General features: G+C 64.9%; 29 protein-coding genes. 28 read left to right on the forward strand and 1 reads right to left on the reverse strand.

The genetic code is table 11. The annotated features are described in order from the left end of the window. Positions 1-6 precede the first annotated feature (6 nt). The 5 genes from BLT03_RS03315 to BLT03_RS03335 all read left to right on the forward strand — a co-directional run bounded on the left by BLT03_RS03315 (position 7) and on the right by BLT03_RS03335 (position 2,779). Entirely contained in the window at positions 7-264 is a 258-nt protein-coding gene (locus BLT03_RS03315) for a hypothetical protein (RefSeq protein ID WP_245711224.1), read from the forward strand. Between the two features lie 18 nt (positions 265-282). Beyond that, entirely contained in the window at positions 283-636 is a 354-nt protein-coding gene (locus BLT03_RS03320) for a hypothetical protein (RefSeq protein ID WP_092740332.1), read from the forward strand. Between the two features lie 140 nt (positions 637-776). Next, positions 777-1,136 (forward strand): hypothetical protein, encoded by a 360-nt coding sequence (locus BLT03_RS03325; protein WP_092740334.1) that lies wholly within the window; start codon positions 777-779, stop codon positions 1,134-1,136. 418 nt (positions 1,137-1,554) lie between these two features. Next, on the forward strand, positions 1,555-2,331 hold the full coding sequence (locus tag BLT03_RS03330; RefSeq protein ID WP_092740336.1) for a GTPase: 777 nt from the start codon (positions 1,555-1,557) through the stop codon (positions 2,329-2,331). An 82-nt stretch (positions 2,332-2,413) separates the two neighbouring features. Continuing rightward, a complete protein-coding gene (locus tag BLT03_RS03335) occupies positions 2,414-2,779 on the forward strand; it encodes a DUF3085 domain-containing protein (RefSeq protein ID WP_092740338.1) in 366 nt (121 codons plus the stop codon). Positions 2,780-2,951: 172 nt separating this feature from the next. Here the strand turns inward: BLT03_RS03335 and BLT03_RS03340 are convergent, their stop codons facing one another. Continuing rightward, positions 2,952-4,277 (reverse strand): HEPN/Toprim-associated domain-containing protein, encoded by a 1,326-nt coding sequence (locus tag BLT03_RS03340; RefSeq protein WP_092740340.1) that lies wholly within the window; start codon positions 4,275-4,277, stop codon positions 2,952-2,954. Between the two features lie 438 nt (positions 4,278-4,715). On the opposite strand from BLT03_RS03340, the gene BLT03_RS03345 reads away from it, so the two are divergent. The 23 genes from BLT03_RS03345 to BLT03_RS03455 all read left to right on the forward strand — a co-directional run bounded on the left by BLT03_RS03345 (position 4,716) and on the right by BLT03_RS03455 (position 26,870). Continuing rightward, the gene (locus BLT03_RS03345; protein WP_092740342.1) at positions 4,716-5,624 is read left to right on the forward strand and encodes a DUF3577 domain-containing protein; all 909 of its coding nucleotides are present in this window, start codon (positions 4,716-4,718) and stop codon (positions 5,622-5,624) included. 155 nt (positions 5,625-5,779) lie between these two features. Beyond that, positions 5,780-6,607 carry a DUF932 domain-containing protein gene (locus tag BLT03_RS03350; protein ID WP_092740344.1) on the forward strand — a complete coding sequence of 276 codons (828 nt, stop codon included), beginning with the start codon at positions 5,780-5,782 and terminating at the stop codon, positions 6,605-6,607. A 95-nt stretch (positions 6,608-6,702) separates the two neighbouring features. Continuing rightward, entirely contained in the window at positions 6,703-7,398 is a 696-nt protein-coding gene (locus tag BLT03_RS03355) for a DUF3275 family protein (protein WP_092740346.1), read from the forward strand. Positions 7,399-7,491: 93 nt separating this feature from the next. Continuing rightward, complete coding sequence (locus tag BLT03_RS03360) at positions 7,492-7,836, forward strand: hypothetical protein (protein ID WP_092740348.1); 345 nt, start codon at positions 7,492-7,494, stop codon at positions 7,834-7,836. A gap of 105 nt (positions 7,837-7,941) precedes the next feature. After that, positions 7,942-8,349, forward strand: coding sequence for a hypothetical protein (locus BLT03_RS03365; RefSeq protein WP_092740350.1), 408 nt, complete (start codon positions 7,942-7,944; stop codon positions 8,347-8,349). Between the two features lie 14 nt (positions 8,350-8,363). After that, on the forward strand, positions 8,364-8,624 hold the full coding sequence (locus BLT03_RS03370) for a hypothetical protein (RefSeq protein WP_092740352.1): 261 nt from the start codon (positions 8,364-8,366) through the stop codon (positions 8,622-8,624). A gap of 75 nt (positions 8,625-8,699) precedes the next feature. After that, a complete protein-coding gene (locus tag BLT03_RS03375) occupies positions 8,700-9,353 on the forward strand; it encodes a hypothetical protein (protein ID WP_092741017.1) in 654 nt (217 codons plus the stop codon). Between the two features lie 64 nt (positions 9,354-9,417). Continuing rightward, the gene (locus BLT03_RS03380; RefSeq protein WP_092740354.1) at positions 9,418-10,527 is read left to right on the forward strand and encodes a DUF6094 domain-containing protein; all 1,110 of its coding nucleotides are present in this window, start codon (positions 9,418-9,420) and stop codon (positions 10,525-10,527) included. Between the two features lie 54 nt (positions 10,528-10,581). Beyond that, the gene (locus BLT03_RS03385; RefSeq protein WP_092740356.1) at positions 10,582-10,908 is read left to right on the forward strand and encodes a methyltransferase; all 327 of its coding nucleotides are present in this window, start codon (positions 10,582-10,584) and stop codon (positions 10,906-10,908) included. Positions 10,909-10,991: 83 nt separating this feature from the next. Next, on the forward strand, positions 10,992-11,297 hold the full coding sequence (locus BLT03_RS03390; protein ID WP_092740358.1) for a hypothetical protein: 306 nt from the start codon (positions 10,992-10,994) through the stop codon (positions 11,295-11,297). Positions 11,298-11,397: 100 nt separating this feature from the next. Beyond that, positions 11,398-13,668 (forward strand): helicase-related protein, encoded by a 2,271-nt coding sequence (locus tag BLT03_RS03395; RefSeq protein ID WP_092740360.1) that lies wholly within the window; start codon positions 11,398-11,400, stop codon positions 13,666-13,668. 138 nt (positions 13,669-13,806) lie between these two features. Next, positions 13,807-14,385 carry a hypothetical protein gene (locus BLT03_RS03400; protein WP_139160310.1) on the forward strand — a complete coding sequence of 193 codons (579 nt, stop codon included), beginning with the start codon at positions 13,807-13,809 and terminating at the stop codon, positions 14,383-14,385. Between the two features lie 151 nt (positions 14,386-14,536). Further along, a complete protein-coding gene (locus BLT03_RS03405; protein WP_217640129.1) occupies positions 14,537-14,776 on the forward strand; it encodes a hypothetical protein in 240 nt (79 codons plus the stop codon). A 601-nt stretch (positions 14,777-15,377) separates the two neighbouring features. Then, positions 15,378-16,025 (forward strand): DUF1629 domain-containing protein, encoded by a 648-nt coding sequence (locus BLT03_RS03410; RefSeq protein ID WP_092740366.1) that lies wholly within the window; start codon positions 15,378-15,380, stop codon positions 16,023-16,025. Positions 16,026-16,068: 43 nt separating this feature from the next. Further along, positions 16,069-19,965: a coiled-coil domain-containing protein gene (locus tag BLT03_RS03415; RefSeq protein WP_217640130.1), complete on the forward strand. Its 3,897-nt coding sequence runs from the start codon at positions 16,069-16,071 to the stop codon at positions 19,963-19,965. 40 nt (positions 19,966-20,005) lie between these two features. Beyond that, positions 20,006-20,641, forward strand: a complete 636-nt coding sequence (locus BLT03_RS03420) for a hypothetical protein (RefSeq protein WP_217640131.1) — start codon at positions 20,006-20,008, stop codon at positions 20,639-20,641. Between the two features lie 132 nt (positions 20,642-20,773). Next, complete coding sequence (pilL2, locus tag BLT03_RS03425; RefSeq protein ID WP_245711249.1) at positions 20,774-21,370, forward strand: PFGI-1 class ICE element type IV pilus protein PilL2; 597 nt, start codon at positions 20,774-20,776, stop codon at positions 21,368-21,370. Then, positions 21,367-22,017 (forward strand): hypothetical protein, encoded by a 651-nt coding sequence (locus tag BLT03_RS03430; protein WP_217640132.1) that lies wholly within the window; start codon positions 21,367-21,369, stop codon positions 22,015-22,017. Before pilL2 ends, BLT03_RS03430 begins: the two co-directional genes overlap by 4 nt. 7 nt (positions 22,018-22,024) lie before the next feature. Then, complete coding sequence (locus BLT03_RS03435; RefSeq protein WP_092740370.1) at positions 22,025-22,783, forward strand: TIGR03759 family integrating conjugative element protein; 759 nt, start codon at positions 22,025-22,027, stop codon at positions 22,781-22,783. After that, the gene (locus BLT03_RS03440) at positions 22,768-23,370 is read left to right on the forward strand and encodes a lysozyme family protein (protein WP_175537655.1); all 603 of its coding nucleotides are present in this window, start codon (positions 22,768-22,770) and stop codon (positions 23,368-23,370) included. Before BLT03_RS03435 ends, BLT03_RS03440 begins: the two co-directional genes overlap by 16 nt. Then, positions 23,367-23,951 (forward strand): integrating conjugative element protein, encoded by a 585-nt coding sequence (locus BLT03_RS03445; RefSeq protein ID WP_434802327.1) that lies wholly within the window; start codon positions 23,367-23,369, stop codon positions 23,949-23,951. Before BLT03_RS03440 ends, BLT03_RS03445 begins: the two co-directional genes overlap by 4 nt. 1 nt (position 23,952) lies before the next feature. After that, positions 23,953-26,124 (forward strand): type IV conjugative transfer system coupling protein TraD, encoded by a 2,172-nt coding sequence (gene traD / locus BLT03_RS03450; RefSeq protein WP_092740374.1) that lies wholly within the window; start codon positions 23,953-23,955, stop codon positions 26,122-26,124. Beyond that, positions 26,121-26,870: a TIGR03747 family integrating conjugative element membrane protein gene (locus BLT03_RS03455; RefSeq protein ID WP_092740376.1), complete on the forward strand. Its 750-nt coding sequence runs from the start codon at positions 26,121-26,123 to the stop codon at positions 26,868-26,870. Before traD ends, BLT03_RS03455 begins: the two co-directional genes overlap by 4 nt. Positions 26,871-26,908 lie beyond the last annotated feature (38 nt).

Raw genomic sequence — 26,908 nt, forward strand, 5'->3', positions numbered from 1 at the left:
TCGCCCATGTCCCACCTGTCCCACCTGTCCCACCCAACCAGCGCCGACACCTCGTCCCAGCCAACGCGTTTCGGCTGCCTCGCCCTCGCATACGCCGGCAAGTACCTGCCGCTGCAGGTCTTGCACAGCGCCGCCGGCCACTACATCGGCACGCGCGACGCAGAAGGTCCCGTCTCGCGCGAGTCCAACGAGTACTTCCGCAGCGAAGCCGCCGCCCAGCAGGCGCTGGAGCGCGGTGGCTGGTCCCAGTTGCCCACCCCGTGATCCATTGAAGGAGATCTCATGCACCCGCTTCTCCCACCGGAAGTCGTCGAACATATCGAACGTGAGGAACGGCATTTCGCCGCGGCACCCGATGCGTTCTTCCAAGCCTGGAAGCGCGGCGTGGAAATCGCTGGACCCGAGTGGTTCGGCGATGGCACGCACGAAGGCCTGCAGCGCGCCCGCAGCAAGTGGGACCTGCGCCCGAACTTGCTGCGGCTCGGCGACGCCCTCGGCGTGCTGAGCAGCGGCCAGCGCATGTTCCTGTCGGCGATGGTCAGCTTCTACAACGCCCGCGAAGGCGCAGCCATGCTGCGCCGCTGCGGTTTCGAGGGCCTCGCCGACCTGGGCGGCCTCGATCTGCAGCGGCGCTAGGTCATCGCTGATCTGGTGCTGACCTACGTCGGATGGGGAGCTGACACCAGCGAACCACCCAGGTATTTCTTCTCAACCCATCGAGGGACATCCGTTCCTTCGGGGGCGGTGTCCCTCCACCTCCTTCCAAGGAGTGGACCATGTCCCGAAATTCCTCTTTCGCCATCGTTCTCGAAGGCGGCCTCGTCCAGGCGATCCTCGTCCAGGACTGGCCGGAGCACCTGCCGCTGCCGCCATTTGCAGTCGTGGACTACGACACCGAAGGTGCCGCCGATCACGAGACCACGCGCTTTCTCTTCGGCAACACTGAGGCCAAAGCGATCTGCCGCCATTGGCAGCCCACGGTGCACGAGCAATGGGCGGATTCGCTGTCGCCACGGGCGGTACTCACCGCTCTGGACGAACCCGGCGCCGACGACGCCCCCGATCCACTGGCAATCGCACGCGGCGTGCGGCAGAGCCCTTCTGATCTTGATGCCCGGCTAACCGTGGCCGAGTAGCCGCCTTCGGGCGACTACTACCGCCAAATCCAGCCGCTGGACCAGCGTGGCCTGATCGACCTCCTGTTTCACAGCGCCTCCAGCGATGCGCTGCAGCTCGGCAACCTGATTAGGGCCGCTTTACAGACCGACTGCTGGCCGGCATCCGCAATGCCGCCCATCGCAGGCAACTGCAACGCCGTGTCGTCTGGCATCTGATCGAAGGCCTTTGCACTGACGGGGAGCAGTGACCCCGAAAGCCCGTTCGTCCCATTCGCCGGCGGCATTTCCCCAGCAGCCATGACCTATCCAGGCTGCGGTGCGGTTCGCCGCACAGGTCATTCCTCTTCGGACGCGTCGTGCGTCCTTTCACACCAACCCACAAGGGATCTTCCTCCCTTGCGGGCGGAAGTCCCTTGGATTTCTCAAGGAGTCTTCCATGGATACCCAAGCCCTCCGCGCACAGATGCCGACACTGGTTTGCGGCCACGTGCCCTCCAACGTCCACCGCTTCAAGTTCCAGGTCTTCGACGGCGAACCCAAGGTGTCGATGCTGGGCTTTCACGTCGATCCGAAGCCTTTCGACGGCAAGGTCATTGCAAAGACCGACGAGGCGATCATCGTCAAGACCGGTCGCGCCGAGTTCGCGGTGCTCGACCGGGCGCTGGTGACCGAAGTGCCCGATGAAGGTGCCAAGGTGCACGTCGAGCCCTATGCCAGGCGCCGCTTCGATGGCCTTCGGGCGGACACGCCCGAAAAGCGGATCGAACGGACGGTTGACGGACAGCCCTATTCGGTGGAAACGATGGTGTTGGGCTCCGCGTCTGCACCGTTGCCCATCCCGAAGCCCCGCTGCCCCGAACTTGCCGCGCTGATCGAACAGCTGGAGCAGTTGCCGGCACCGGACGGTTTTCGTCGCATCACGCACATGCTGGTCGATGCGGGCGCGCGGGATTTCACCTGGGTGGATCCGACGCCCGCCAACATCATCAAGACGCCGCCTGCCATCGGCTTCACCGTCGCCACGGGCAAGTTCGCCGGCGACGTCCGCGTGCTGTACGACCGCGGTGCGGATCAGTACGTGATCGAACTGCACTGCGGTGGCGAATGCATTGATCGCATCGAGGACGTGTTCTTCGACGACCTCGGCCGGGTTCTGGAGGGGCTGATCGACGACGGCAGCTGGCGCCGCATCCGCGTGAAGCGCGTGCCGTGATCGCACCCGTCTGGCGATGACACCCGCCTCGCTCCTCGCCCGCCCGGCGAGGAGCTTTCCTTCATTTTTTCAGGAGTCCACCATGTCCCTTCGATTCCGAGGCACCGATCTGCGGCCCGTGCTGGCCGAAGCGATCGCCCAAAAGTGCCGTGTCATCCTTGTCAAGGACCAGGGTGTGTACTGGCTCGCCGAGCGCGGCGAGCGACGACCCGATGGCCACCAGAAGCTGATCGCCTATGCGGTCGGTTGCAACCCCGATGTCGATCCCTTCGATCACTGGTGGGAACGGGCGCGCGCCGAACTGGGCGGCGACGACTTCGGGGAATACCTCGATCCGTCCCAAGGCGTGCTGGCCCGCATTCTGGCCAGCGAAGACGATCTGGAGCTGTCGGCCACATCGACCCACCTGTCCCTGCAGACCGTGCCGCCCGCCGCGATCGACCATTGATCGGCCCCCTTTTCCCCTTCCTCAGCCTCCGCCAAGCGGGGGCTTTTTTCTTTTCCGGCAATGCGTTCGACTGCTGGCCGATGCCCCGACTTGCCAAGTAAATTTCAATGCTCGATTTGGGTAGATAGTTCTGAGAGTCGCGTCGCCCCTCCAATCAAGTACTCTTGCATGGCTATGCGCCGCGTGCACCATGTGATGGATTGGATACATTTTTGGCCAACTGGATGCACTCACGAAGAAGGGCGTCGAGCGCAATGCGAAGCTTACTGACGTCGTAGCTTCCATCTGCAATAGTTTCTGCCGTTGCTTCGTAGAACGCCTTGGCATAGGAATCCTTGTGATCAAGTGAGCCTTGATAGATCCCCAGCTTGTCCTTGTAGTTAGTCCACGTGACCTGGGCCTGCTTGAACCCTTTCAATCGTAAGTCCAAATAGCATTCGATGGCAGCAGCACGACCGTTGATATCGGTAGCGATGACCCCCTCTGGCCCTTGCGCCGGGAATTCCCGTAACTCATGAAGGTCCGGCAGAGCGAGCGCGCGCATGTTGGCAGGAAGTGCCATTCGCTGCAGGGCGCGATAGGCATCTATTCCTTCAGCGTCGTTGTCGAAGAGGAAAACTACGCGGTTGTGAACGTCGATCTTGGCTAACCCTTCCGCGAATTTGACCAGATTCCCAGTACCAGGAAAAGGATGGCGTTCGGCCAAGTCGATGAACCGGAAAAAGTCCTCTACGTCGGGCTTTAAGAGCGCGATCGCTTTCTTTAAGATATGTGTGTCTGACGTGCCTTCAGTCGCAATCAAGTATGTCTGCGCTCTCCGAGCGCCAGTGATGAAGTGCTCGTTCTTTTCCCAGCCAGCGCTGACAAATGCGCCATAGTCCCAGACGACATCCAACTCTAGGTTGGCGGGATTCTCCGCAAGCACCCGCAGTACAGAGTAAGGATGAAGAAAATCAAGCAGGCTACCGAAGTGGCTACGTTCCGAGTAGCTGTTTCCAGCGTCCCACCACTCAAGTTTCGGCAAAAAGGCAGAAACTGCATCACTCGAGAAGCGGCCAAACTTCCCGTCTCGATCAGCATCTCCTACATCGTCAGGTAGCTCATTGCTCAGGTCACAAATCGCATGCATGCGAACAAAGTCGAGAAAGTGATCGAAACCCAATAGCGGCATGTCACAAGCCCCGGGATCTTCAGCATCGTACATCTTCCGCTCTTGATGCTCTGCGGCTCTTAGCTCGTATTCCTCCTTGACCGTATCCAATGTGTGTCCCAGCAACTCCAGTCTGGGCAACATGGTGATCAGCGGTCGGACCAAGCACATTTCCATCTGTGCGAGATCATCCTCTGGATGCTGTTCAAAGTAGCTGTAGTCGATCGTAGGGCGACGCCGACGCTTTCGATCGATCTCTTGGAAAAGATGACCATGATCGATGCCCATGTGACCGGTGTTGTATGTCAGATCAATGTCACCGATCGAAAGCGTGATTGGCGTGCTCAACTAGGCTCCTTTTCAAATGTATGCGCTCACCTAATGACGGCAAACGCTTTCACCTTTGGCCTTTACTGCCGCCAGAAAAGACTTTGCCCAGAATCGCACTAATGTAAACACGGCTCATCCGCAGGGTCGATTCTCACAGGCAATGCGGTCGGATGCCAGTACCCCTTGTGAGTAGCGCACCGGCCCAGGACGCACGACGCTTCGCGCATGCCTGCCGACCGATGTCGGTGACATGCCAGGCAACCTCCGGTCTTCGAGGTTGCGCGCAGCCATTAGCTGCGTGACCGGACCAGTTCGCACCGCATCCCTCGTGCGAACGACCACCGGCTTGCCCGGTGGTGGATGCAGATCGCCTTATCAACCCACCGCGGGGTTACGCACCTCTCCCCCGCAGCGTGGGGTCGGTGTGTCTCCGCTTTCTTCCCATGGAGATCCACCATGAACACCCCATCCCACACGAAGTCCTACTTCGACCTCCACACCTCGGGCATCGGCTATGTGCAGCGGGCCCGCGAAGTTCCCGTCAAAGGGGGGCGGCGTGCACAGCCCTTCTTGGCGTGCACGATCGCCGCGCTGGTCGGTCCTGCGAAGGATCCGAGCTACCGGTATTTCGATGTCAAGGTCTCGGGTGCCGAGGCCAAGAAGCTGGTCGAACGCTACATCGGTGTCGACGATCCCCGGCAGCGTCCGCTGGTCCGTTTCCGGATCGGCGACCTGTGGGGCGATCCGTACATCCGTCCGAGCGGTGATCGCAAGGGCGAGCCCGCAGCAAGCATCAAGGGCCGGCTGCTGAAAGCCGAACCGATCGAGCGCACCGAACTGGGAACGGTCGATGTGCACGAACTGATCACCCGGGGCATCGGTTACCTCAACCGTCCCAAGGAAGTCACTCCGAAGGACCGCGATGCGTTTCTTTCGTGCTCCATTGCCGCGTTGGCGGGTCCCGTCGATGAACCGGAATACCGCTACATCGACGCGATCGTCGAAACCGACGATGCCCAGCACCTGGTGCGGCGTTGCGTGCAGGCCATCGAGGCCGAGCGCAAGGTACTGATCGCCTTCCGTCTGAACGACATGAAGATCGATCCGTACATCCGCACCCGGGGCGAGCATGCGGGCGAAGCGGCTGCGAGCCTGGAGTCCAAGCTGATCCACGTCGGCATGATCAAGATCGACGGCCAGAAGGTCTATCCCGAGGTCCCCGCGACCACCGAGGCGCCAGTGGCGCAGGACGACAGCGCCTGCGACGCCGCCGGCCCTGCCGACGATGAAGCCGGCGTCCCGCCGTCCGAGTCCGCCGAGCGCGAGACCGAAGAACACGAGTCGGCCCTGGCTGCCTCGTACTGAACCGACAGGGTCCCATCGCCGGGGCCCTGCCGTTCCTCCCCGCAGCCCATGCACCTCCTTCCCCGGAGGTGCATGCGTTCGCAATTTCCTTCCTACGCATCCCGCGAGGCCGTCCACCGGCCGGCAGGCTGCTGCATTGTTCAAGGAGAACGGACATGTCTCTTGCCACCCGCTTTTCGCACCACTCCCCCGTGCTGCGCGCGGACCGTCCGCTGTCGGACGACCAGATCCGCACCGTTGCGCCCTCCATCTTCGCCGATGAACCCCACGGCAGCCGGTCCCACCGATACGCCTATATTCCGACCGCGACCGTGCTCTCCAAACTCCGTGCCGAAGGTTTCGAGCCTTTCATGGTGTGCCAGACGCGCGTCCGCAACGAGGATCGGCGCGAGTTCACCAAGCACCTTATCCGCCTGCGCCATGCGAGCCAGATCAACGGCGCCGAGGCCCAAGAGATCATCCTCGTCAACAGCCACGACGGCACCAGCAGCTACCAGATGCTCGCCGGCATGTACCGATTCGTCTGCCACAACGGCCTGGTCTGCGGCGACACCGCCGCCGACATCCGCGTGCCCCACAAGGGCGACGTGTCGGGCCAGGTGATCGAAGGCGCCTTCAAGGTACTCGACGGCTTCGAGACCGTGCGGGAATCCCGCGACGCCATGAGCGCCCTCACCCTCAACGAGGGCGAGGCGCAGGTGTTCGCGCGCTCCGCACTGGCGCTCAAGTACGACGATCCGGACAAGCCTCTACCAGTCGCGGAGAGTCAGTTGCTCTCGGCGCGCCGCTTCGACGATCGGCGGCCAGACCTGTGGTCCGTCTTCAACCGGGTCCAGGAAAACCTGGTCAAGGGCGGTCTGTCCGCGCGAACGGCCAATGGCCGCCGCCAGCGCACGCGCGAAGTGCAAGGCATCGATCAGAACCTGCGCCTGAACCGCGCGCTGTGGATGCTGGCCGATGGCCTGCGCCAACTCAAGGCCTAGCGCCGCACGGACCTCGCCCCTCGCGGGCGAGTCCGCTTCTTCCGCTTTGAACGGGCGCCCTCCGGCGCCCATCACTTTTTCCGAGGAGACATCCCATGGTGGCCACCAACCAACCGCCGTTGTCCACGACACCCCACATCGTTACCGGCCAGCTGACGCTGCGCACCATCCGTGGCCGCAACGGCCCGTTCAACGTCGGTCGGCTCGTCACGCCGATTGGCGAGTTCGCCGTGAAGGACGCGGAACTGGAGCAGTACCCCGAAGGCAAGTACGAAGGGAGCTTCGCCATCCGCTACATCTATCCCAAGGCGTATCCCACCGCCGGCGGCATGCGCTTCGAAATCCGGGCCAACCTCGACGGGATGACCCTCTCGGGCCTGGACCAGTTGAGCCGCGACGAAGTCCGCAGCTTTGCGCCGCAGGACGTCGATCCGCTGGACGAGGACCTGGGTGCACCGGCCACGGCCACACCGGCACCGGTCCCCGAGCCAAGTCCCGCGTCAAAGCCCGCGCCCGTGCGGACATCGAAAGATCCGCTGATCGATACCACGCCGTTCGGCGTGGAAGCGCCATCTGCTGCCGCGGCTGATGCCACCGAGTCCTGTGGTGCCGACAGCGAGGACGCTGCGTTGTTCGGTGTGCTGTGGCCCCTGGGCGAGTTCGTCAAGCTGGACTCGACCATCGACCGTCGCACGCTGCGCATGCAGATCGCACGCCTGGGCGCGCTGGGCTATGCACTGGATTTCAGGTCACAGGAATGGAAACGCCAGCCGGAACCCCAGGCGGCGTAAGTCTCTGCACCGCATCCGCGGTGATTCATCCACCCGCTGGAGCGCCTTCCCGCGCGGAAGGGGGGCTCTGGCCTCTTTCTGGAGTTCTTCACCATGTCAACGATCGACTGCAGTACTCACTCACATCCCATTGATCACACGGCCGACGCGTTCGATGAACCCGCGTGGCGCACGGTCTGCGAGGCACTCGCCGCACAAGCCAACAAGGGTTGCGGCCTGTCTCACGACTACTACGTCGAACGCTTCAGTTCGGCGATCGATGCGCAAGCCGGTCGATTGCCCGAAGACCAGCGTGCACAGGCTCTGAAAATCGCACGGGAATGGGACTACGCAACACCTGCCGAACGGCAGGAATCCCAGGACTGGAATGCGGATAACGGCTATTGCTCGCACGGCATCGAACTGGGTTGCTGTCCCGCCGGTTGCGGTTCGTACTGAAGACTGGCCCTTCGCTCCATCGCCACACACGCGGCGTTTTCACCACCCGCCGGGGTTCTTCCCCGCGGGGGAGACCTCCGGCTCTTCTATCTCAGGAGGCCTCTCATGGGCTGGTATTTCTCTCCCCAATCGCGGTCTGAACTGATCGCGCAATTGATCGCGCCGCAGGAGACCGAGCGCGCCAGCGTGAAGGTCATCGCCCACGCGCTGCGCGGCAATGTCCTCTGGTCCGTCGCCGAAATGACCGCCAAGGCCGAAGGCGTGCATCGTGATCTCGCACCGGGCCAGTCCCTGCGCACCATCCGTTGCGATCTGCTGAAGCGCAGCGGCGACCAATGGGGCCACAAGCCCCTGGACGAGTCCATGCACCCGTACTACTACTCGTGCCCGCTCTCCTACCTCGACCTCGCGCCAGAGCGGTGCGCCGACTGGCGTGCAGGCGTTCGCGCCTACCACGCGCGGCGTCGCACGCCCAAGATGGCCACTGCACCCGCCGCGTCGCTGACCGCTTGAGCGAAGGAGCCGACATGGACCCGATCCTGGCGGCGCTTTCGCCCTCGCTGCTGGCACTCGTTGAAGGAAGTTTGTCCAACGACGAAGTGTCCAGCGACGAGGAAATGCAGCAGACCTTCATCCGCAGCGGTCTCTCCGAAGAACAGGCGCGACGGGCACTGACCTACCGCGACCAGTACCTCCACCACATCTACCTGGAGGGTTTCACGCCGATCACCTCGGCAGACCAGGCGCTTCACTTCAACCCGCACACCCGGCAGTTCACGCCGGACTGAGCGGCTTTTTTCCACCCCCTGGGGCAGTACTTGCCCCGGCGGGCGGTGCTGTTCCCGTCATCCGAGGACACCACCATGCCCGCAAACCCTTCGTCCAACCCGCCCCTCTACCGCATCGACGAATGCGCCGACCTGATGGCCGATGCCTGCGTCTGCGGCGCACAGGGCGAACTCGTCTTCCTGTCCGTCTGGGCGCGCGACACCGCCATCCAGGAGTTTCTGGCGCGCCTGACATTGCCAGGCGATGCACAGGGCCTGGACCAGTTCCACTTGGTCACCGGCGAGGGCGCTTCGATTCCCGTGTTCGTCGGCAACGTCGAGCAATTGGAAAAGCGCACGACCCGCGCCTTCCGCCGCACCCTGTTCGGCTCCATGGTCCACCTGTGGCTGTTCGATCGCCGCTGCGTGCAGCCCGATAAAGCGAACGCCAGCGCGCTCGCCCTGATCCCCAAGGCCGACGCCGCGTCCACCGAACGGTTGTGGACGCTGGTGCGGCAGACCTGTCCGCTGCCCCTGCTCGACCACTGGCGCGACACCGTGCTGGAGCTGCTGTCCACCCACGCGATGCTGAGCCGCCTTCCGCTGGCCCTCGGGCCGCTCGAAGGCCATCGGCTGGCCCTGGACGTGCCCGTGCTCACCCAAGCACTCGGCGAATTGATCCGCCGCGACGTTCTCCGCGCCTGCGCGCAAGACGCCCTCCCGGCAGAGCCGCTTCGGCGACGCGCCTGACGCCCTCGATGGGCCTGCAAAGCAGGCCCTTCCTCCTTTTTTCTCACCGCAACAGGAGCATTCCATGGCACTCATGTTTCCGCGCCTCGCGCGCAATTTCATCAAGGCGGGCTACTTCCCGACCGACGAACCGACGCTGGAGCGGGTGCTGTCCGCCCTCGCGCCAGCCAGCGGTCCGATGTGCATCCTCGATCCCTGCGCCGGCGAAGGCGTGGCGATCGCCGAGGCGGCCCACGCCCTCGGGCGCGAGCAGGTCACCGCGTATGCCGTCGAATACGACGGCGAACGCGCGTCCCACGCGCGTTCGCTGGTGGACCACTGCCTGCACGGCGACCTGATGGACACGATGATCTCCCGCCAGGCCTTCGGCCTGCTCTGGCTCAATCCGCCCTACGGCGACCTGTCCCGGGACGCCAACGGCAACGTCGGCTACCAGGGCCAAGGCCGTGCGCGGCTGGAAAAGCTCTTCTACCAGCGCTGCCTGCCGCTGCTGCAGTACGGCGGCATGCTCGTCTTCATCGTGCCCAGCTACGTGCTCGATGCCGAACTGGTCGGATGGCTCACGCGCCACTTCGATGGCCTGCGGGTCTACCGGGCGGTGGAGACGCAGTTCCGCCAGGTGGTGGTCTTCGGTCGCCGGGTCCGACAACGTGACCAGGCGTCGGACGAAGCGAAAGCCGCGCGCGGCCTGCTGCTGCAGGTCGGGCATGGCGACGTGGAAGCCGACGCATTGCCGACCGAATGGCCGTTCCTGCCGTACACCGTGCCTGCCAGCCCGGCGCCGCCGGAGCATTTCTACCGCGTGACGATGGAGCCGGCGCAGTTCGCCGATGAAGTCGGCCGGCTGCAAGGGCTGTGGCCTTCGATACAGACGCACCTGGGCGCCGCCCAGCAGGCCTTGCGCCCACCGGCGCGGGCCTTGTCCTCCTGGCATCTCGCCTTGGCGCTCGCAGCCGGTGCGATCTCCGGCGTGGTCACCTCCAAGACCGGCCGCGTATTGGCCGTCAAGGGCGACACGCACAAGGAGAAAACGCTCGCCAGGCAATACACCGAGCGGGACGACGGCTCCGTCGCCGAGACCCGCATCCTCACCGACAAGTTCGTGCCGGTCATCCGCGCGTGGGACATGACGCCGTCCTCCCCGACTCGGGGCGAGGTGTTGACCATCCGCTGACGTTCGATCCCATCGGCGGCCTCGCCGCCTCTTTCCAACCCAAGGAGCCATTCCATGCTGCAAGGTCTCTTCGCACGCCAGCGGCGTGCATCCGTGCCGTCCCCGCTGTTCTCCGTGTGCCAGCTCCAGCTGAGCGAGCAGGTGCATTGGCTGGACAGCAAGGGCCTCCTCGATCCCCTGCCCTATGTGCAGCGCCATCTGCGCGGCGACTGGGGCGAGGTCGATGAAGCCCAGCGCCGCGCCAACGAAGGCGCGCTCCAGGCAGGCGGCGTCCTGCGATCGCAGTACCGCATCACGCCCCGGCTGGCGTTGTTCGTCCTCACCGACGAGGCGCGCCACCGCACGGTCGTGCGGCTGCCGGAGGAACCGGATCCCCGCTGAGCGGTTCCGCTTTTTTTCATCCAGCGCATGGGGCACGTCGCGGCCCCGGGCCGGGCGTGCTCCGCTTTTGAAAGGAGCATTCCATGTCGTCTTCTCACCGCACCGCGCAGCGCCAAAACCAGTTGTTTCCCATCGGCGCACTGGTCTACAGCGAAGGGGTCTACCGGCTGGTCCGCGAGGGCCGGCTGGACCCCCTGCCCTATGTCCAACGCCACATGCGCGGTGACTGGGGCGATGTCTCCGATGAGGACTGGCACGCGAACCACGCCGCGCTGCCCGCAGGCGAACGCCTGGGCTCGTTCTATGTCGTCACCCGCGAATTGAATCTCCACGTTTTCACGCTGCCGGACCGCAGCGCGACCCACGTCGTGCTGCCGTCCGAGATCTGATCTCGCTTTCCTGACGGCCCGCCGTCGCTCTTCCCATCCCTGGGGCATGCCACCTGCCCCTCGGGGCGGGTGCATGCCCCTTTTTCTTTGGAGCATCACCATGTCCCTCGATCTCGATTCCAACGATGCGGCGCCCGTGCAGGGCGAACTGCTGGACGACGCATCGTCCCTGCTCACCATCGCCCTCGCGGACTTCGTCTCGGAGTTCGGCGACGAATTGCTGGAGGCTCTCAACGATGCGAACCCGCCGGTCTACACCGGCCAGGTGCGCATGCACCGGCAATCGGTGCTCTCCAGCCTCAAGCGCCGGCTCTTCCCCGCGCAGGCCGACGTCGTGCACGCGGTCACCGAGTTGCTCGTCAACCGCGGCGAACGCGCCGCGTTCGTCAACGGCGAGATGGGCTGCGGCAAGACCACGGTCGGCATCGCCACCGCGGCCGTGCTGCACGCCGAAGGCTACCGCCGCACGCTGGTGCTCTCCCCGCCCCACCTGGTCTACAAGTGGCGCCGCGAAATCCAGCAGACGGTCGCTGGCGCCAAGGTCTGGGTGCTCAACGGCCCGGACACACTGGTCAAGTTGCTCAAGCTGCGCGAGCAGCTGCAGGTCCCCGCGCACGCGCAGGAGTTCTTTGTGCTCGGGCGCGTGCGCATGCGGTTGGGCTTTCACTGGAACCCCGCCTTCGCGGTGCGGCGCACCCGCCACGGCGACGTCGGCACGTGCCCGCATTGCGGCACCGTCATCACCGACGAGGACGGCGAGCCCATCGGCACCGCTGAACTCGATGCGGAGGAAACCCGCCGCACCTGCGGCGGATGCCGCTCTCCCCTGTGGACGCTGATGCGCCCGCGCAGCCTGTCGGCCACCGATCAGTCCAGCGCGGTGCTCAAGGCGCTGCAGCGCATTCCCACCATCGGACAGGTCACCGCGCAGCGGCTGATGCGCACGTTCGGCGACGGCTTTCTCGCCTCCATGCTCGGCGACAACATCCACGAGTTCATCAACCTGATGGATGACCGCGGCGAGCTGGTCTTCTCGGACCGCCAGGCGCACCGCATGGAGCGCGCGATGGCGAACATGGAGTTCGGCTTCGGCGAGGGCGGCTACCAGCCGTCCGAGTTCATCAAACGCTACCTGCCGCAAGGCACGTTCGACCTGCTCATCGCCGACGAGGCGCACGAGTACAAGAACGGCGGCTCGGCCCAGGGCCAGGCGATGGGCGTGCTGGCGGCGAAGGCGCGAAAGACGCTGAATTTGACCGGCACGCTGATGGGTGGCTATGGCGACGACCTGTTCTATCTGCTGTTCCGTGCCCTTCCCGGGCGGATGATCGAAGACGGCTACCGGCCCTCGAAAAGCGGCTCGATGACCTCGGCCGCGATGGCATTCATGCGCGACCACGGTGTGCTCAAGGACATCTATTCCGAGAGCACCGGCACTTCGCACAAGACGGCCAAGGGTTCCAAGGTGTCGGTGCGCACGGTCAAGGCACCGGGTTTCGGGCCGAAGGGTGTGCTGCGCTGCGTGCTGCCGTTCACGGTGTTCCTCAAGTTGAAGGACATCGGCGGCGACGTGCTGCCGCCCTACGACGAAGAGTTCCGCGAAGTGGCGATGGAGCCGGCGCAGGCATCGGCCTACCAGAACCTGGCAGGCCGTCTCACTGCGGAGTTGCGGCAGGCGCTGGCACGCCGCGACACGACGCTGCTGGGTGTGGTCCTCAACGTGCTGCTGGCTTGGCCGGACACGTGTTTCCGGTCGGAGACGGTGGTGCATCCCCGCACGCGCGACACGCTGGCGTTCGTGCCGGCCCAGTTCCACGAACTGGACGCCATGCCCAAGGAACGGGAACTGGTCGAGATCTGCCGGCAGGAGAAGGCACTGGGCCGCAAGACGCTGGTCTACACGGTGTACACCGGCACGCGCGACACGACGGCGCGGCTCAAGCGGCTGCTGGAGATGGAAGGCCTCAAGGTGGCGGTGCTGCGCGCAAGCGTGGAAGCCTCCCGCCGCGAGGACTGGATCGCCGAGCAGCTGGACCGTGGCATCGACGTGCTCATCACCAATCCGGAGCTGGTGAAGACCGGACTGGATCTGCTGGAGTTTCCGACGATCGTCTTCCTGCAATCGGGCTACAACGTGTATTCGCTGCAACAGGCCGCACGCCGCTCCTGGCGCATCGGCCAGAAGCAGCCGGTGCGCGTGATCTACCTGGGCTACGGTGCCACCTCGCAGATGACCTGCCTGGAACTGATGGCCAAGAAGATCATGGTGGCCCAGAGCACCTCGGGCGACATCCCGGAATCCGGGCTCGACGTGCTGAACCAGGATGGCGATTCGGTGGAAGTGGCACTCGCACGGCAGCTGGTGCATTGATCCTGTGACGACCCTTGGCGGCTCCTTCGGGAGCCGTTTTTTTTCCGATGCACCAGCCAAGCGCGCTTACCAGCCGTTACGACGGCGGACGAGCCATGTCCGACACTTTCCACCGTGTAGAACGATCTGGAGAACAGGATGATCTCTTCCCGCACTCTTGCAGCCACGTCCAACCAGGACCCAGCACCGAACGCACGTCCCCCGACACCCGGCCAACCCCTTCCCGATGATGAAATCCCGTTCAAGGCGGATGTGTGGAGGGACAACGGGCGCGTCGTCGGAGCGACTTTCAAGGGGCAGATTTCGACCACCAGATTCAACGGACGGGTGAAGACCGGCGGCGCCGAGGTCAATGTCGAGCGAGGCAATGCCTTCGGCTCCGCCTCCACCAACGGCACGTCCATGGATGGCCGCGTGGGATTCAGAACTGGCCTGGAGAACTTCGAGTTGAGCGCCTCGTTCACCCCGGGCGGAGAACTCAGCGGATCGGGCAAGGTCACCGTGGGCGACGCGTCGTTCTCGTTTTCCAATGACTCCATCGGCTCCGAGTTCAAGTTCGCCAACGGCGCCAGCGCCGCGATTAGCAGGAGTACGGACGGGGCATGGAACGCGAGCTGGAGCTCCCCGGCTGCGGGCAGCTTCCAGACGGCACTGAATTTCGAGAACAGCGGCGGCAGTTGGTCGATTAATGCCAACTTCACACTCAAGGTCGAGTGACGGCATAGCATCGATCGCGTGCGCTGCGTGCCGCGCACTAGTTTTCGGAAACTTACGGTGGACGCAGATGCTGCCGCAATCCTTCGTCGCTCGGGCAATCCTGATCGCACTGATCCTGGCCTTGGCTGGTTGCGCTTCGATGGACAGAAGCATGCATCGCTTCGACAGTTGGCTGGACTCGTTCAAGAGCCGCGATGATGGCGGCTACCTCGCCACCTGCAACGAGCCTGGCAACACGTTCGACGCGACGACAGCGCCTCCTTGCGAGAGCGCTCTCCGAAGGCACTGCCCGAACGGGTTCAACCTGGCCAGCGTCGGTGCCACGGAAAACCCCAGCCCCCGCAGCTTTACCGAAAAGTACCGGGTGACGGCCCTGGCGTACTGCAAGTGAGTCGCCGCAAGCGGGGCTCTGATGGAGAAGAACACGATCGATATCCTCAGCAGCTGGTGTCCAGACCACGGGCGCTGTACGCGCCGCGATGCGTCACCTTGATAGCCGAGAACGACATCACGGTACTGCTTGCCGCAAGCGAGACGGTCAGACTTCCCCTACTGCGCGCCATCAACCGAACTGGCATCCTATCGAAGTCCGGGTGTCCTGCATGCCTCGGGCCCTAAGACTTTGAATTGCGCATAGAAGATTTCAGGGAACTACAAAGGCCAGGGTCGAATGAAGCTTGAAAACAAGCCAAGCATATGCAAGAGAGAGTTCATGTTGTCTCTGCGGGCGTGAGGACGCCATACAACAGTCGACTGGTGCGTTGTGACCGCGTGTCGCGCGATGCCCTGTCCGAACGTAGTTGGAAAATTACGAGATTGCTGGGGTGTACGGCTTGAAGATACAGTAATTTCTGACTCACCCTGATTGTGGTGAAGCTCCTCTTGACTAGTGGCAAGCTGGTCGAATGGGTTAACACTGCAGCTTTGATATTTCACTTCCAAAAAGTCTTCACCAATCATCGAATGGCACAAAAATCAGTTGAAGTGACCCAATGAATAGCAATCAGAATTCTCAAAAGGGACGCTTCTACCTCCTCGATCCGGACATCCGCGGCGGAGGTCCTGGAACCGACGTTGAAATCTCCAACGAAGAAGCCCTTCTGACACCTCCACGCCTGATCATTCGGCCAGTGGAAGGCGGATTTCCTACTCTCGCGGAAACACCGGTTCTGGCTCACGAGCGCAATTCAAAAAGGCGCCCTCGAGATCTCGAAGGGGGATTCAGTGGCTATTGGTTGGTTTCGGAGCGACTCAAGCGCGCTTTCGAGTCAGTGGACGCCGAGGGCTTCGCATTTGTCCCTTGCCATTACACATTGCCAGATGGCTCGAAGGGACCACAGCACTATCTGTGCGATGTGGTTCGGACCATTTTTGCACTGGACAAATCCAACTCTGAATTTCAGACGCGAATCGCCCGGGACCACGCTGCGAACCAAGACGTGGAGATCATTACCTTTTCGGGAGGCGCGAAACTATCTTTCAAGGAGGAATTGATTGGGAATGCCCATGTGTTCAGGATGGGAGAGAAGCTCTCCAGCGTGGTCTGTGATCGAACCATGTATGAGGCGATACGGAGCGCAGGTATTGGAGTGAAACCTAGCTCCAATGGCCTGTGGTGGAAGGACGCCGCCGATTTCTAGTGGCTTGCACTCCCTGTGATGTGCCAACTCGGAATTTCGGACCGTGGCCAAGAATGACAAGCCGGTTTTTCAGGGACACCACCTTATTGAGCAGCAGGCGCTCCGCGACAGCGTTCTACTCAGAAAGCTCTCCAATTTAGGACTTTTCAATCTGGATGGCGACGCCAATCTGCTGAACCTTCCGGCGAACAAGCAACTGGCGCTGCAGCTTGACGTCTCTCCTCACAATGGGGGACCCCTCGGCCAGTATTCCGATGGACTGAAACAAGAACTGACTTTTCTTCAGGATAGCCCTGACGGCCAAGCGGCCCTGGTCGGAGATCGCGCCGCGGCCACGAGGATTTCCAAGGACGTGGACAGGCTTTGCGCCACGTTGAAAGTGGCCATGGTGAACAACGATCTGCTGACCAACACGCCCATCGGAATGACGGCGGAGCAGGCCAACCAGTTCAACAAAAGCTTCTTCGACAAACTGCCGGCTTACCAGCAAACCCATGCGCCGAAGATCGATGAAGCCATCAAGCTGACGGGTCCGGAAGCACGTTGGCCTGCGGTACTCAAGTCCGAACCCAATCTCATCCACAGTCTTCACGCGATCGATCAACCGGGCTTCAAGACAGTCAAAGGCGATGCGTCAATCGGTCGGCAGTTGTTGGGGGAATCGATCGAGCAGGCGCAGGCAGGTGGACGCCTGACGCTTTCAGCGCAGGGCGCCGATCAGGTCAGTCAAGCATTTGCCAGCAACGCGGCCGTAGCGCAGCCCCCACGCACGGTGCCAATGGCATCCAGCTCCACCGCGTTGGATCCGCATTCCACAGTTGCCCCGCGCTCGCAACGCGGCTTCGCCACCGCAGAGCTACTGGCCGGCGACCTATCTGCAGGCCAGGCACTGCGCACCGCCGGCCTGCTCGCCACCGCCGCCGACACGGTGATGACCGGCCAACGCGCCACACGCTTGCTCGGCCAGGACAACCCGCTCGCCGCGCAATCGGAGCTTGAGCACTTTGCCGGCCGCAATGTCGGTGGCTGGGCCGGCGGTACCGCCGCTGCCTACGCGCTGGGGAGCTCGGGCGCCGGGCCGATGGTGCTGATCGCGGCCGATGCGTATTTCTTGAGTGCCGCTGGTGAGAAGGCCGCCGCCTTGCTCGACAACCGCGCCATCTACACCCAGACCGATCGCGAGGGCACGCAGTGGTCGTTCAACGGCACCGCCTGGGCGCGCGAGGGCAAGGCCGACACCACCAACGACGGGGTAGACAACCCCACCGCCACTCCCATCGTTGCCAGCTACGAGAAGGCACGTGAACTCAATTACCAGGCCACCAACGCCGCTGCCGCGTTGGCCTTGAAGGATGCGCCCGCTCCGCAGGATCCGTATCGCCAGCCGGCCAATGCCACTGACCGCCCCAGCCTGAGCAGCGCCGACTGGCGACGCGATGCAGCGGACGGTCAGTGGCATCGGCTGGTCAAGGCCGAGATCTCTGGCGCCAATGATCGCGGCAGCTACGTGCAGGAAACCGCCTTGCCGCACCGCAAAGCCGAACTGGACGCGCAGGCGCAGGACGTCATCGCCCGCAACATCGCCAACAGTCCCGGCGCCATTGCCGCGCGCTACGAACTGGCGCACCACCGCAGCGGCTGGGCGGCCGATGGCCTGCCGATGTCGCCAGCGGTGCAGCAGGCGCTGCCCGATCCAGATGCCTTGACCGCCTCGAACGGCCAGCGCTACTTCCGTGACATCGAAGGCCAGTGGACCAGCAACGGCGCCCCACCCGATGGCAACCGCGTGCTGGAACTGGAGGCTACGCGCGCGATGCTGCAACCGGCACTTGCCGAGCAGGCGCAGGCCATTACCGCCATCCGGCAGTCTCCGCAGGACGTACAGGGCGAGCAGACGCTCTACCGCTATCGCATCGTCGGCACCGAGTTGCAGCCGCAATGGCGTGAAGCGATCGAACTGGCGACGCAGCGCACCCGCGAGGCAGAGGGACTTGCGGGCGATGGCGCGATGCAGTTGCAGCGCGGCCCTGGTGGAAGCTTCGGCGCCGATAGCCCGATTGCGCATCTGCAACGCGGCCCCGATGGCGTAGAGCGTATTGCAGCAGTCACCAGCACCGAGGACATCCGCCAGGCACTGCAGGAGGTACAGGCGCGGCAGAACCCGGCCCTGCCGATACAGCAGCTGGCCTCTGCGCCTCGCTCATCGGACGGATCCGCAGATGCGGACACGTCGTCTTCCGCCCCCTCCAACCAGCATGCCCTCGACGTGCAGGCGCGGGGCCAGGCGGCCAGCGCCGCGCAGGAGCGTCAGGAACGGCAGCAGCAGGACCGGCAAGCGCAAGACCAGCAGCTGGCGCAGGCACGCGCGCACACGCTGCAGGAGCAGACCTCGCACGAAGACCGGGCACAGGATGCTCAGGCGCTACAGGCGCATGCATTGCAGGAGCTTCGCCAGCAAGAGTCGCAACAGCTGGAGCAGCAAGAACGCCAGACACAGGCTGCCCAGGAACGCGAACAAGTCCAGGAGCAGGCGCACGAGACCGAGCAGCGCGAACAAATGCGGCAGCAGGCCCAGGAGACGCAGCAGCGCGAGCAGGAAACACGCCAGGCCCAGGACGACCAGCAGAGCCAGCAGGAACGCCTTCAAGCGCAGGCTGTGCAACATCCCGAGCAACAGTCGCTGCACGCCCAAACGACTCCACAACGCGAGCAGGAGCCGGCACAGGAAGCCGTCTCTCGCGAGCCGTCGTCGCTCCACGCACAAGACACATCGCCGCGCCAGCCCGAACAGCGGTATACCCCGGATGACGTCGCCCAACGGCGCCAGGAGCAGCTGGCAGAGCCTGCGCAAGCACATGCATCCGACGTAGCGCAGCAGCGGACGCAAAGCCGACAAACGCAAGAAGAGCACACGCAGGAAGTCCAGCAGCAGGTTGCGGACCTGCACGGCGGCCAACGGCCGATGACGGCGCAAGCCTCGGATGCGCAGCAAGATGCACCTGCCCAGCAGCCAGAGCAGCCGGCGGACGCGTACCTGGCCCAGGCGGCGACCGTGCCTTCCGCGCCATCGCTCACCACGCCGGTCGCCGCAGAACAGCGCGACGAGCAACAGGCGCGCACGCCACAAGCACTGGAAGCACCAGATCCCTCGGCAGCGTTGCCAGTGTCCGCGCACCTCGCGCAAGCGACAGGGCCATCGCTGGACATGCCGACCGCTGGCGGCTCCGCCGACGCACCCGAGGGCGCGGCCCATGCGCGCGAGCCGCTTTCCGCGTCCCTGGCAGACGAGCACGACCGTCCTGCCGCTGTGCCCGCCGATCCGAACTCCTGGGAGGAAATAGAGCGCTCCATGCGTGAGCTGCGCATCCAACTCGAACAGGATCTCGAAACGGAAAACCGCGTCGCAGAAGCGCGGCAGGCCCGCGTGGACCGTGGTGAGCGGCCGTTTACTGAGTTGGAATTGCGTGATGGGTACGATCCGGATGGCCCCTCTGGACTGAGACCACCACGCGCCCCGCCGGCAGACGCCGCGCCACAGTCTCTTGCTGCTGGCGAGCAGGAAGAGCGGCCTCAGCCCCAACGTAAAAACATCACCGGCGATCCGGATGTGGACGAGTTGCTGTACGCCATCGACTGCAAGAACGAACTGGCGATCGAACAGGCCTTGAAACGGGTCGCCAACAGTCCCTACAGCCAGGCCCTTGCCAAACAAGGGCATGAATTTCTGGATGCCCAGGCGATGCAGGAAGCCCAGGAGCAGGCAAGTACGCGCCAGGCACTGAACATGGACGTCTCGACAGAGGTGCAGACCAGCCGTGGCCCGGTGATGGTGATGACACTGCCGCAGTTCGCCAACGGACCGGCGATGCAAGGTCCGCAGGGTGACGGTGGTGGTGGCGGAGATGGCGGTGGTGGGGGCGGCGGCGGTGGTGGTGGATAGCCGGAACACGTGCAGCAAGTTGGATCATCGAGAGAACACTATGGACATGCAGAACACCTCCGCACTACCCGATGCCAACGGGTCGGAACGCATGCTAAAAGAATCGATCCACGCCATGGCGGCGGTGATCGGGACGCTGCAGCAGCGCGAGCACGCCTTGGAAGATCTGGTCCGGGAGCAGCTGCAGCTTCTGCAGATTGCCGTCAAACACGCCGATCAGCGCGTCACTGGCGTGGTGGAAAACGCACTTCCCCGGCTGACGCAATTGAGCCAACAGGCGCTGACGCAAACGCTGGAACCGGCGGCCGAGCGATTCAACAAGACGATGGCAACTGCGGAGCAGACGGTCCAGCAGGCGACCCAGCGTTACGCACACGCACAGCACTCCCTGGAGACAACGACAACGCGGCGCATGTGGATCGCATCGATTGCCCTGCTGCTGTCGGGTGTCCTGAGTGTGATCGTCGCAGGCTACGCTGCGTACAGCACGAAGGCGGTCATCGCGGAAGCGGCGCAGCGCCGGGCAGAAATCGACTATCTGGATCGTGTTGCGCGCGCCAATCTCGTGCCCTGCGGCGACGATAGGTTATGCGCCGAGCTAGAGAAGAAAGGCGCGCGCTATGGCAATCAGAGCCAGTTTCGCGTGATCGCCTTGCGCCGATCCACCCCACGCTGAGCTGCTCGCGCAGCTTTTGAAACTCGCAGGCTTGGAGAAGGCAGCACAATCAAAGCGCAGGTGCGGACTTCGGATTGATGACTGACGCGAGCGCCGATCAGATGGATCGTCACGACAACCCAGTTGTTCGAGATGTTCCAAATGCAGGCGATCTCTCTGTCCGAATTCGACCGCAGTCATGCCATGGCCATTGCTGGCGCACTCACTCTGGCCATGCTGGGCGGTTGCGCCACCGTCACCGCAACGGAGGATAAAGCGGCGCCTACATTGGCCCCAATGCCTGCGACCGATACGACGCTCCCCCGCGCTATCCCAGTAGTTCGCCAGAGCCGCTATACGCTGGTGGAACTGGTGCCCGAGACCGCCCAACGCGACCTGCTCCTGCAGGTCGTCGACATCACGCTCCCGCCATCGCCCCAGACCACCGTCGGCGAAGGCTTGCAGTATCTGCTGCGGCACTCGGGATACCGTTTGTGCACAGACGGCGCAGCGAGATCGGAGCTGTATGCCCAGCCGCTGCCCGCCGCGCACATGCACCTGGGACCACTTACGTTGCGCGATGCACTGCTGACCATGGCTGGCAGCGCTTGGGGACTCTACGTCGATGACGTATCCCGACAAGTGTGCTTCCACCTTGCCTCCGAAGCGTCCGCCGAGGGCACTGGCAGCACCTGCACGTTGCCGCCTCGGGCGGACCTCGCCACCGAACACCACAGAGAGCGCCCATGATTTCCCATCCGCCGAGCGGGCGCGCCCGCATGCGCTGGCCCTGGGTGGCGGTCGGGGCCGCCGTGCTCCTCTTGGGCGTCGCCACGGTGACCAACACCGTGCGGCTTGCCCGTCTGGCGCAGGAAACGCGCAATGCCAACCGGGACGCAGAGATGCAGAGCCTGGCAAGCAGCGTGGCGCAACTGCGCGGGGCCCTCGACGAAGCCCGGCGCCAGCCTGCACCAGTCACCGAATCGGCGTTCTCGGCGGAGAAGCAGGCTACCGGGGAACGCATCGCCCGCATCGAGCAGGCACAGGCCAGCATGGCCCGCGCGGACGACGTGACCGCACTGACGGCACGCATCGACACCCTGCAAAAGCAGTTGGCCGAGCGCCAGGCCGCCGCCCGACCGACACGTGCATCCGCAAGTGGTGCAGCACGAGATGCCACGCCGGCGCCGCCACCCTTCGCGGTGCTCGGCACGGAACTGCGGGCCGGGGTGCCCTTCCTCGCCATCGCACCGCCGGGTGCTTCCTCGCCCGCGCAGATCCGGCTGCTGCGTGCTGGCGACCAGGAAGGAGACTGGCGGCTGGACGGGATCGAGCCGGGCGCCGCGCTGTTCACGGTGCGCGCCCAGACGCGCCGCGTGCCGGTGCACGCACGGTAAGCGCAACATGGACGATCCTCGCCCTGCCCTCGTGATCGCGGGCCTGGCCTTGGCCCTGGCGGCGAATGCCCAGGCGCTGGCCCAGGCACCGGGCAGCGCCGAGTCCCGCATCCGCCAGAGCGAGTCCCGCCCGCTGGACCAAGCGCGCGATGAGGAACGCCAGGCGCGCGAGTGGAACCTGCGCGCCGAAGAGTGGTCGCGCTACCGGGCGCTGATGCAGGGGCCGCTGGGCACCTACTCGCCGGGTCTCGATCCGCTCACCGCGCTGGGCATCGAGGCCCGCTCCGACGAGGAACGCCGCCGCTATGCCGAGCTGCAGGTACAGGCCGAGGCCCGCCGCGTGGAGAAGACCCTGAGCTACCAGCGCGCCTACGACGCGGCCTGGCAACGCCTGCATCCCGGGCAGGAGCGCGTGAACCTGCAAGGCGTGCAGGGTGTGCAGGCGGACACCAGCAAAGACGGCATGCCCGGCGCCGCGGAGCCCGGCCGCATCGCGGTGTTCGTCAAGGACGGTTGCGCGCCCTGCAACCAGCGGGCGCTGCAACTGCAGGCGGCAGGTACGGCCTTCGACCTGTATGTGGTCGGCAGCCGAGGCGACGACGAGCGCATCCGCCGCTGGGCCACCCAGGCAGGTATCGATCCGGCACGGGTGCGCGCACGCACCATCACGCTCAACCACGACGGCGGCCGCTGGCTGTCGCTCGGCCTGCCGGGCGATCTGCCAGCGGTGGTGCGTGAGGTCGGCGGCCAATGGCAGCGGCAATGATGGGCCGACGCCCCCCTTCCTGGCTGGCTCTGGCATTCGCGCTGGGTGCGTGCGGCACCACCCAAGCACGGTCGCAGGAACTGCCGCCGCCGGCCTATCAGCTCGCCGCGGCCCAGGCAGGCGTGCCCTCGCCCGTGCTGTACGCCGTGGCCTTGCAAGAAAGCGGAACGCGGCTGCGAGGCCGGCAGGTGCCATGGCCGTGGACGCTCAATGTGGCCGGAGCCTCGCAGCGCTATGCCACGCGCGCCGACGCGTGCCTTGGGCTGCGCCAGGCGTTGCGCCAGACACCGGCACAGCGGATCGACGTCGGGCTGGGCCAGGTCAATGTCGGCTACCACGGCCAGCGGGTCGCGCAACCCTGTGCCCTGCTCGATCCCTACCGCAATCTCGCGATCGCGGCCGAGATCCTGCGCGAGCAGCACACGCCCGGCGAAGACTGGCTGCTGGCGATCGGCCGCTACCACCGGCCCGCCGGCGGTGCGCCCGCCATGCGCTACCGCGGCAGCGTGCACCGCCATCTGGTCCGGGTGCTGGGCAGCCCCCAAGCACTCGCCGCATTGAACGGCCCTCGAGGTCCCTCGCCATGAACATGCATCGATTCCACGCTGCCAGCGGCCTGCTCGCGCTGGCCACACTGAGCACGCTGCCCTGCGCGATCCGGGCCGCGTCGGCGCCGGCCAGTCTGCCCACGCCGCGCCCTGCGCTGATCGTGGTGGAGGACCACGGCGGGGTTCCCGCACAGCCCTACTACGATGACCTGGGCCTGCCGGCGCGCTCTTCGGCGCCAGCGGATGCGCCCCAACGCCTGCCATTGCCCGGCGCCACCACCGGTCCTCGCGGAGAAGCCGCCATGCTGCCGGTGCGCTCGGGTTTGCTTACGCCAGGAGTGGTCGAGCGCCGACCGCTTCTGGCATCGGGACTGACGCCGTTCTTCGTTATCGGCGACGATGCGCGCTCGCGCGAATGGCTGCAGCAGCGGCTCGTTCGCTTGCGAGAACTGCACGCCACCGGGCTGGTCGTGAACGTGGCGTCGCCGCAGGCGCTGGACGCGCTGCGACGGCTGGCACCGGGCGTGGCGCTCTCGCCTGCATCCGGGGACGACCTGGCCCAGCGGCTGGCCCTGAGCCATTACCCGGTGCTCGTCACGGCCACGGGCATCGAGCAGTGACATGGCCCAGGCGCACGCGGTGGAGGTGTTGCTGCGCCCGGCGGTGGAGCTATACACCGTGGCGGTCTGCGCCGGCGCCGCGCTGGTGTGCCTGGTGGCCCCGTGGTCGCTGGCGCTGAACCCCCTCCTCGGTCTTGCCAGCGCGCTCGCCTTCCTGGCGTTCGGCGCCCTGCGACTTCGGCAGGCATGGGCCATCCTGCGCTACCGCCGCAACATCCGCCGCCTGCCTCGGTACGTGATGGCCAGCAAAGAGGTGCCTGTCAGCCAGCAGCGCCTGTTCCTCGGTCGAGGCTTCCGCTGGGACCAGCGCCACACCCACCGCCTCATGCAGACCTACCGGCCGGAGTTCCGGCGCTATGTGGAGCCTACGCGGATGTACCAGCTCGCCCGGCGCTGCGAGGCGCGGCTGGAATTCGCACCGCCACCATGGCCACGCCTGGCCCGGCTCACGGGCTGGGACCACCCGCTCAATCCGGCCCGGCTTTTGCCGCCGGTGGGCGGCCTGCCGCGCCTGCACGGCATCGAGCCGCAGGAGGTCGACGTCACGCTGCCGCTGGGCGAGCGGGTCGGCCACACACTCGTGCTCGGCACCACGCGTGTGGGCAAGACGCGGCTGGCCGAGCTGTTCATCACCCAGGACATCCGCAGGCGCAGCAGCACGGGCGAGCACGAGGTGGTGATCGTGTTCGACCCCAAAGGCGACGCGGACCTGCTCAAGAGGATGTACGTTGAAGCGCGCCGTGCCGGACGCGATGGCGAGTTCTATGTATTCCACCTGGGGTGGCCGGACATCTCGGCTCGCTACAACGCCATCGGGCGTTTTGGCCGCATTTCCGAGGTGGCGACCCGCATCGCGGGACAGCTCTCCGGCGAAGGCAACAGCGCGGCTTTCAGGGAATTTGCATGGCGGTTCGTGAACATCATTGCCCGCGCGCTCGTGGAACTGGGCCAGCGCCCGGACTACTTGCTGATCCAGCGCCACGTCATCAACATCGATGCGCTGTTCATGGAGTACGCGGCGCAGTTCTTCGCCAAGACCGAACCCAAGGCCTGGGAGATCATCGTCCAGCTCGAAGCCCGGCTCAACGACAAGAACATCCCGCGCAACATGATCGGGCGCGAGAAGCGCGTCATCGCGATTGAGCAGTACCTCTCGCAGGTGCGGGTCTACGACCCCGTGCTCGACGGACTGCGCAGCGCCGTGCGCTACGACCGCACGTACTTCGACAAGATCGTCGCGTCGCTCTTGCCGCTGCTGGAGAAGCTCACCACCGGCAAGATCGCGCAGCTGCTGGCGCCGAACTATGGGGACCTGTCCGACCCGCGGCCGATCTTCGACTGGATGCAGATCATCCGCAAACGCGCGGTGGTCTACGTGGGCCTGGATGCGCTGTCCGATGCCGAAGTCGCCGCCGCGGTGGGCAATTCGATGTTCTCGGACTTGGTGTCGGTCGCCGGGCACCTGTACAAGTTCGGCGTGGACGATGGACTGCCGGGCGCATCCGCGAACACCAAGACCCCGATCAACGTGCATGCAGATGAGTTCAACGAGCTGATGGGCGACGAGTTCATCCCGATGGTCAACAAGGGCGGCGGCGCCGGCATCCAGGTCACGGCCTACACGCAGACGCTCTCCGACATCGAGGCGCGCATCGGCAACCGCGCCAAGGCCGGCCAGGTGGTGGGCAATTTCAACAACCTCATCATGCTGCGCGTGCGCGAGACCGCCACGGCCGAACTGCTGACCCGGCAGTTGCCCAAGGTGGAGGTGTTCGCCACGTCCGTCACCAGCGGCGCCACCGACAGTTCCGACCCCACGGGGAGCACCGCATTCACGTCCAATACGCAGGATCGCATTGCCAGCACGAGCGTGCCGCTGATCGAGCCTGCGCACGTGGTGGCGCTGCCCAAGGGCCAGGCCTTCGCACTGATGGAGGGCGGCAACCTCTGGAAGGTGCGCATGCCCCTGCCCGCGCCCGATCCCGATGAGGTGATGCCCCGTGACCTGCAGGAACTGGCGGGCCACATGCTGCAACATTACGTCGAGTCGGGCGCGTGGTGGGATGGCCAGGGCGCGCCGGCATCGCAGAATGCAGCACTGCCTGACGACCTGCTCGCGGGGTTTGCACCGGAGACTGCCGACGGTGACAACGCCGGAACAAACGCGCCATGAGCGACGTCGCCGCCACCGCGCAGCGCCAGCAGGTGCGGCAACAGGGACTGATCCTCGGTCTCATCACCCTGCCGTTTCGCTGCTTCGGCGTGCTGTGCGTTTCGCTGTTCCTGTGCATCGTGGTCGAATGCATCGGCATGGCGGTGTTCTGGCCGGACCAGGGCTGGCACCACGCCCAGGCCATGCTCGGCCATGAGCTGGACCAGCTGTCTGAATACTTCGTGCGCAGCGCACTGGTGCAGGAGCCGGGGCGCACGGCGCACCAGTGGGTGGAGCACGCCTACGAATGGGCGTTCGTGCGCAGCGGGCTACTGGAGTGGATACAGGATGCGTCGCGCCAGGCACGCGCGGGAGCATCCAGCTCCGCGTGGAGCTTCCGTCGGGTGCTGGCGACGGTATCCACGCACGCCGAGGGCTACCTCATCGCGGCAGCCTACACCGTGTTGGTGTTCCTGGTTCGGCTGCTGGTGCTGTGCCTGACCCTGCCTCTCTTTGCCCTGGCCGCGTTCGTGGGGATGGTGGACGGGCTGGTGCGTCGCGACATCCGGCGCTTCGGTGCGGGACGCGAATCGGGATTCCTCTACCACCGGGCGCGGGCCAGCCTGGTGCCGCTGGCGGTGCTGCCATGGGTGACCTACCTGGCCTTGCCGGTCAGCGTGCATCCGGTGGCGATCCTGTTGCCCAGCGCGGTGATGCTCGGGGTGGCGGTGGATATTGCTGCCGGAAGTTTCAAGAAATACCTCTGATAGGGACGATACGGAGCGTCGCAAACACCGGTTGAGGG

The organism is Paracidovorax valerianellae, assembly GCF_900102625.1.
Classification (GTDB): domain Bacteria; phylum Pseudomonadota; class Gammaproteobacteria; order Burkholderiales; family Burkholderiaceae_C; genus Paracidovorax; species Paracidovorax valerianellae.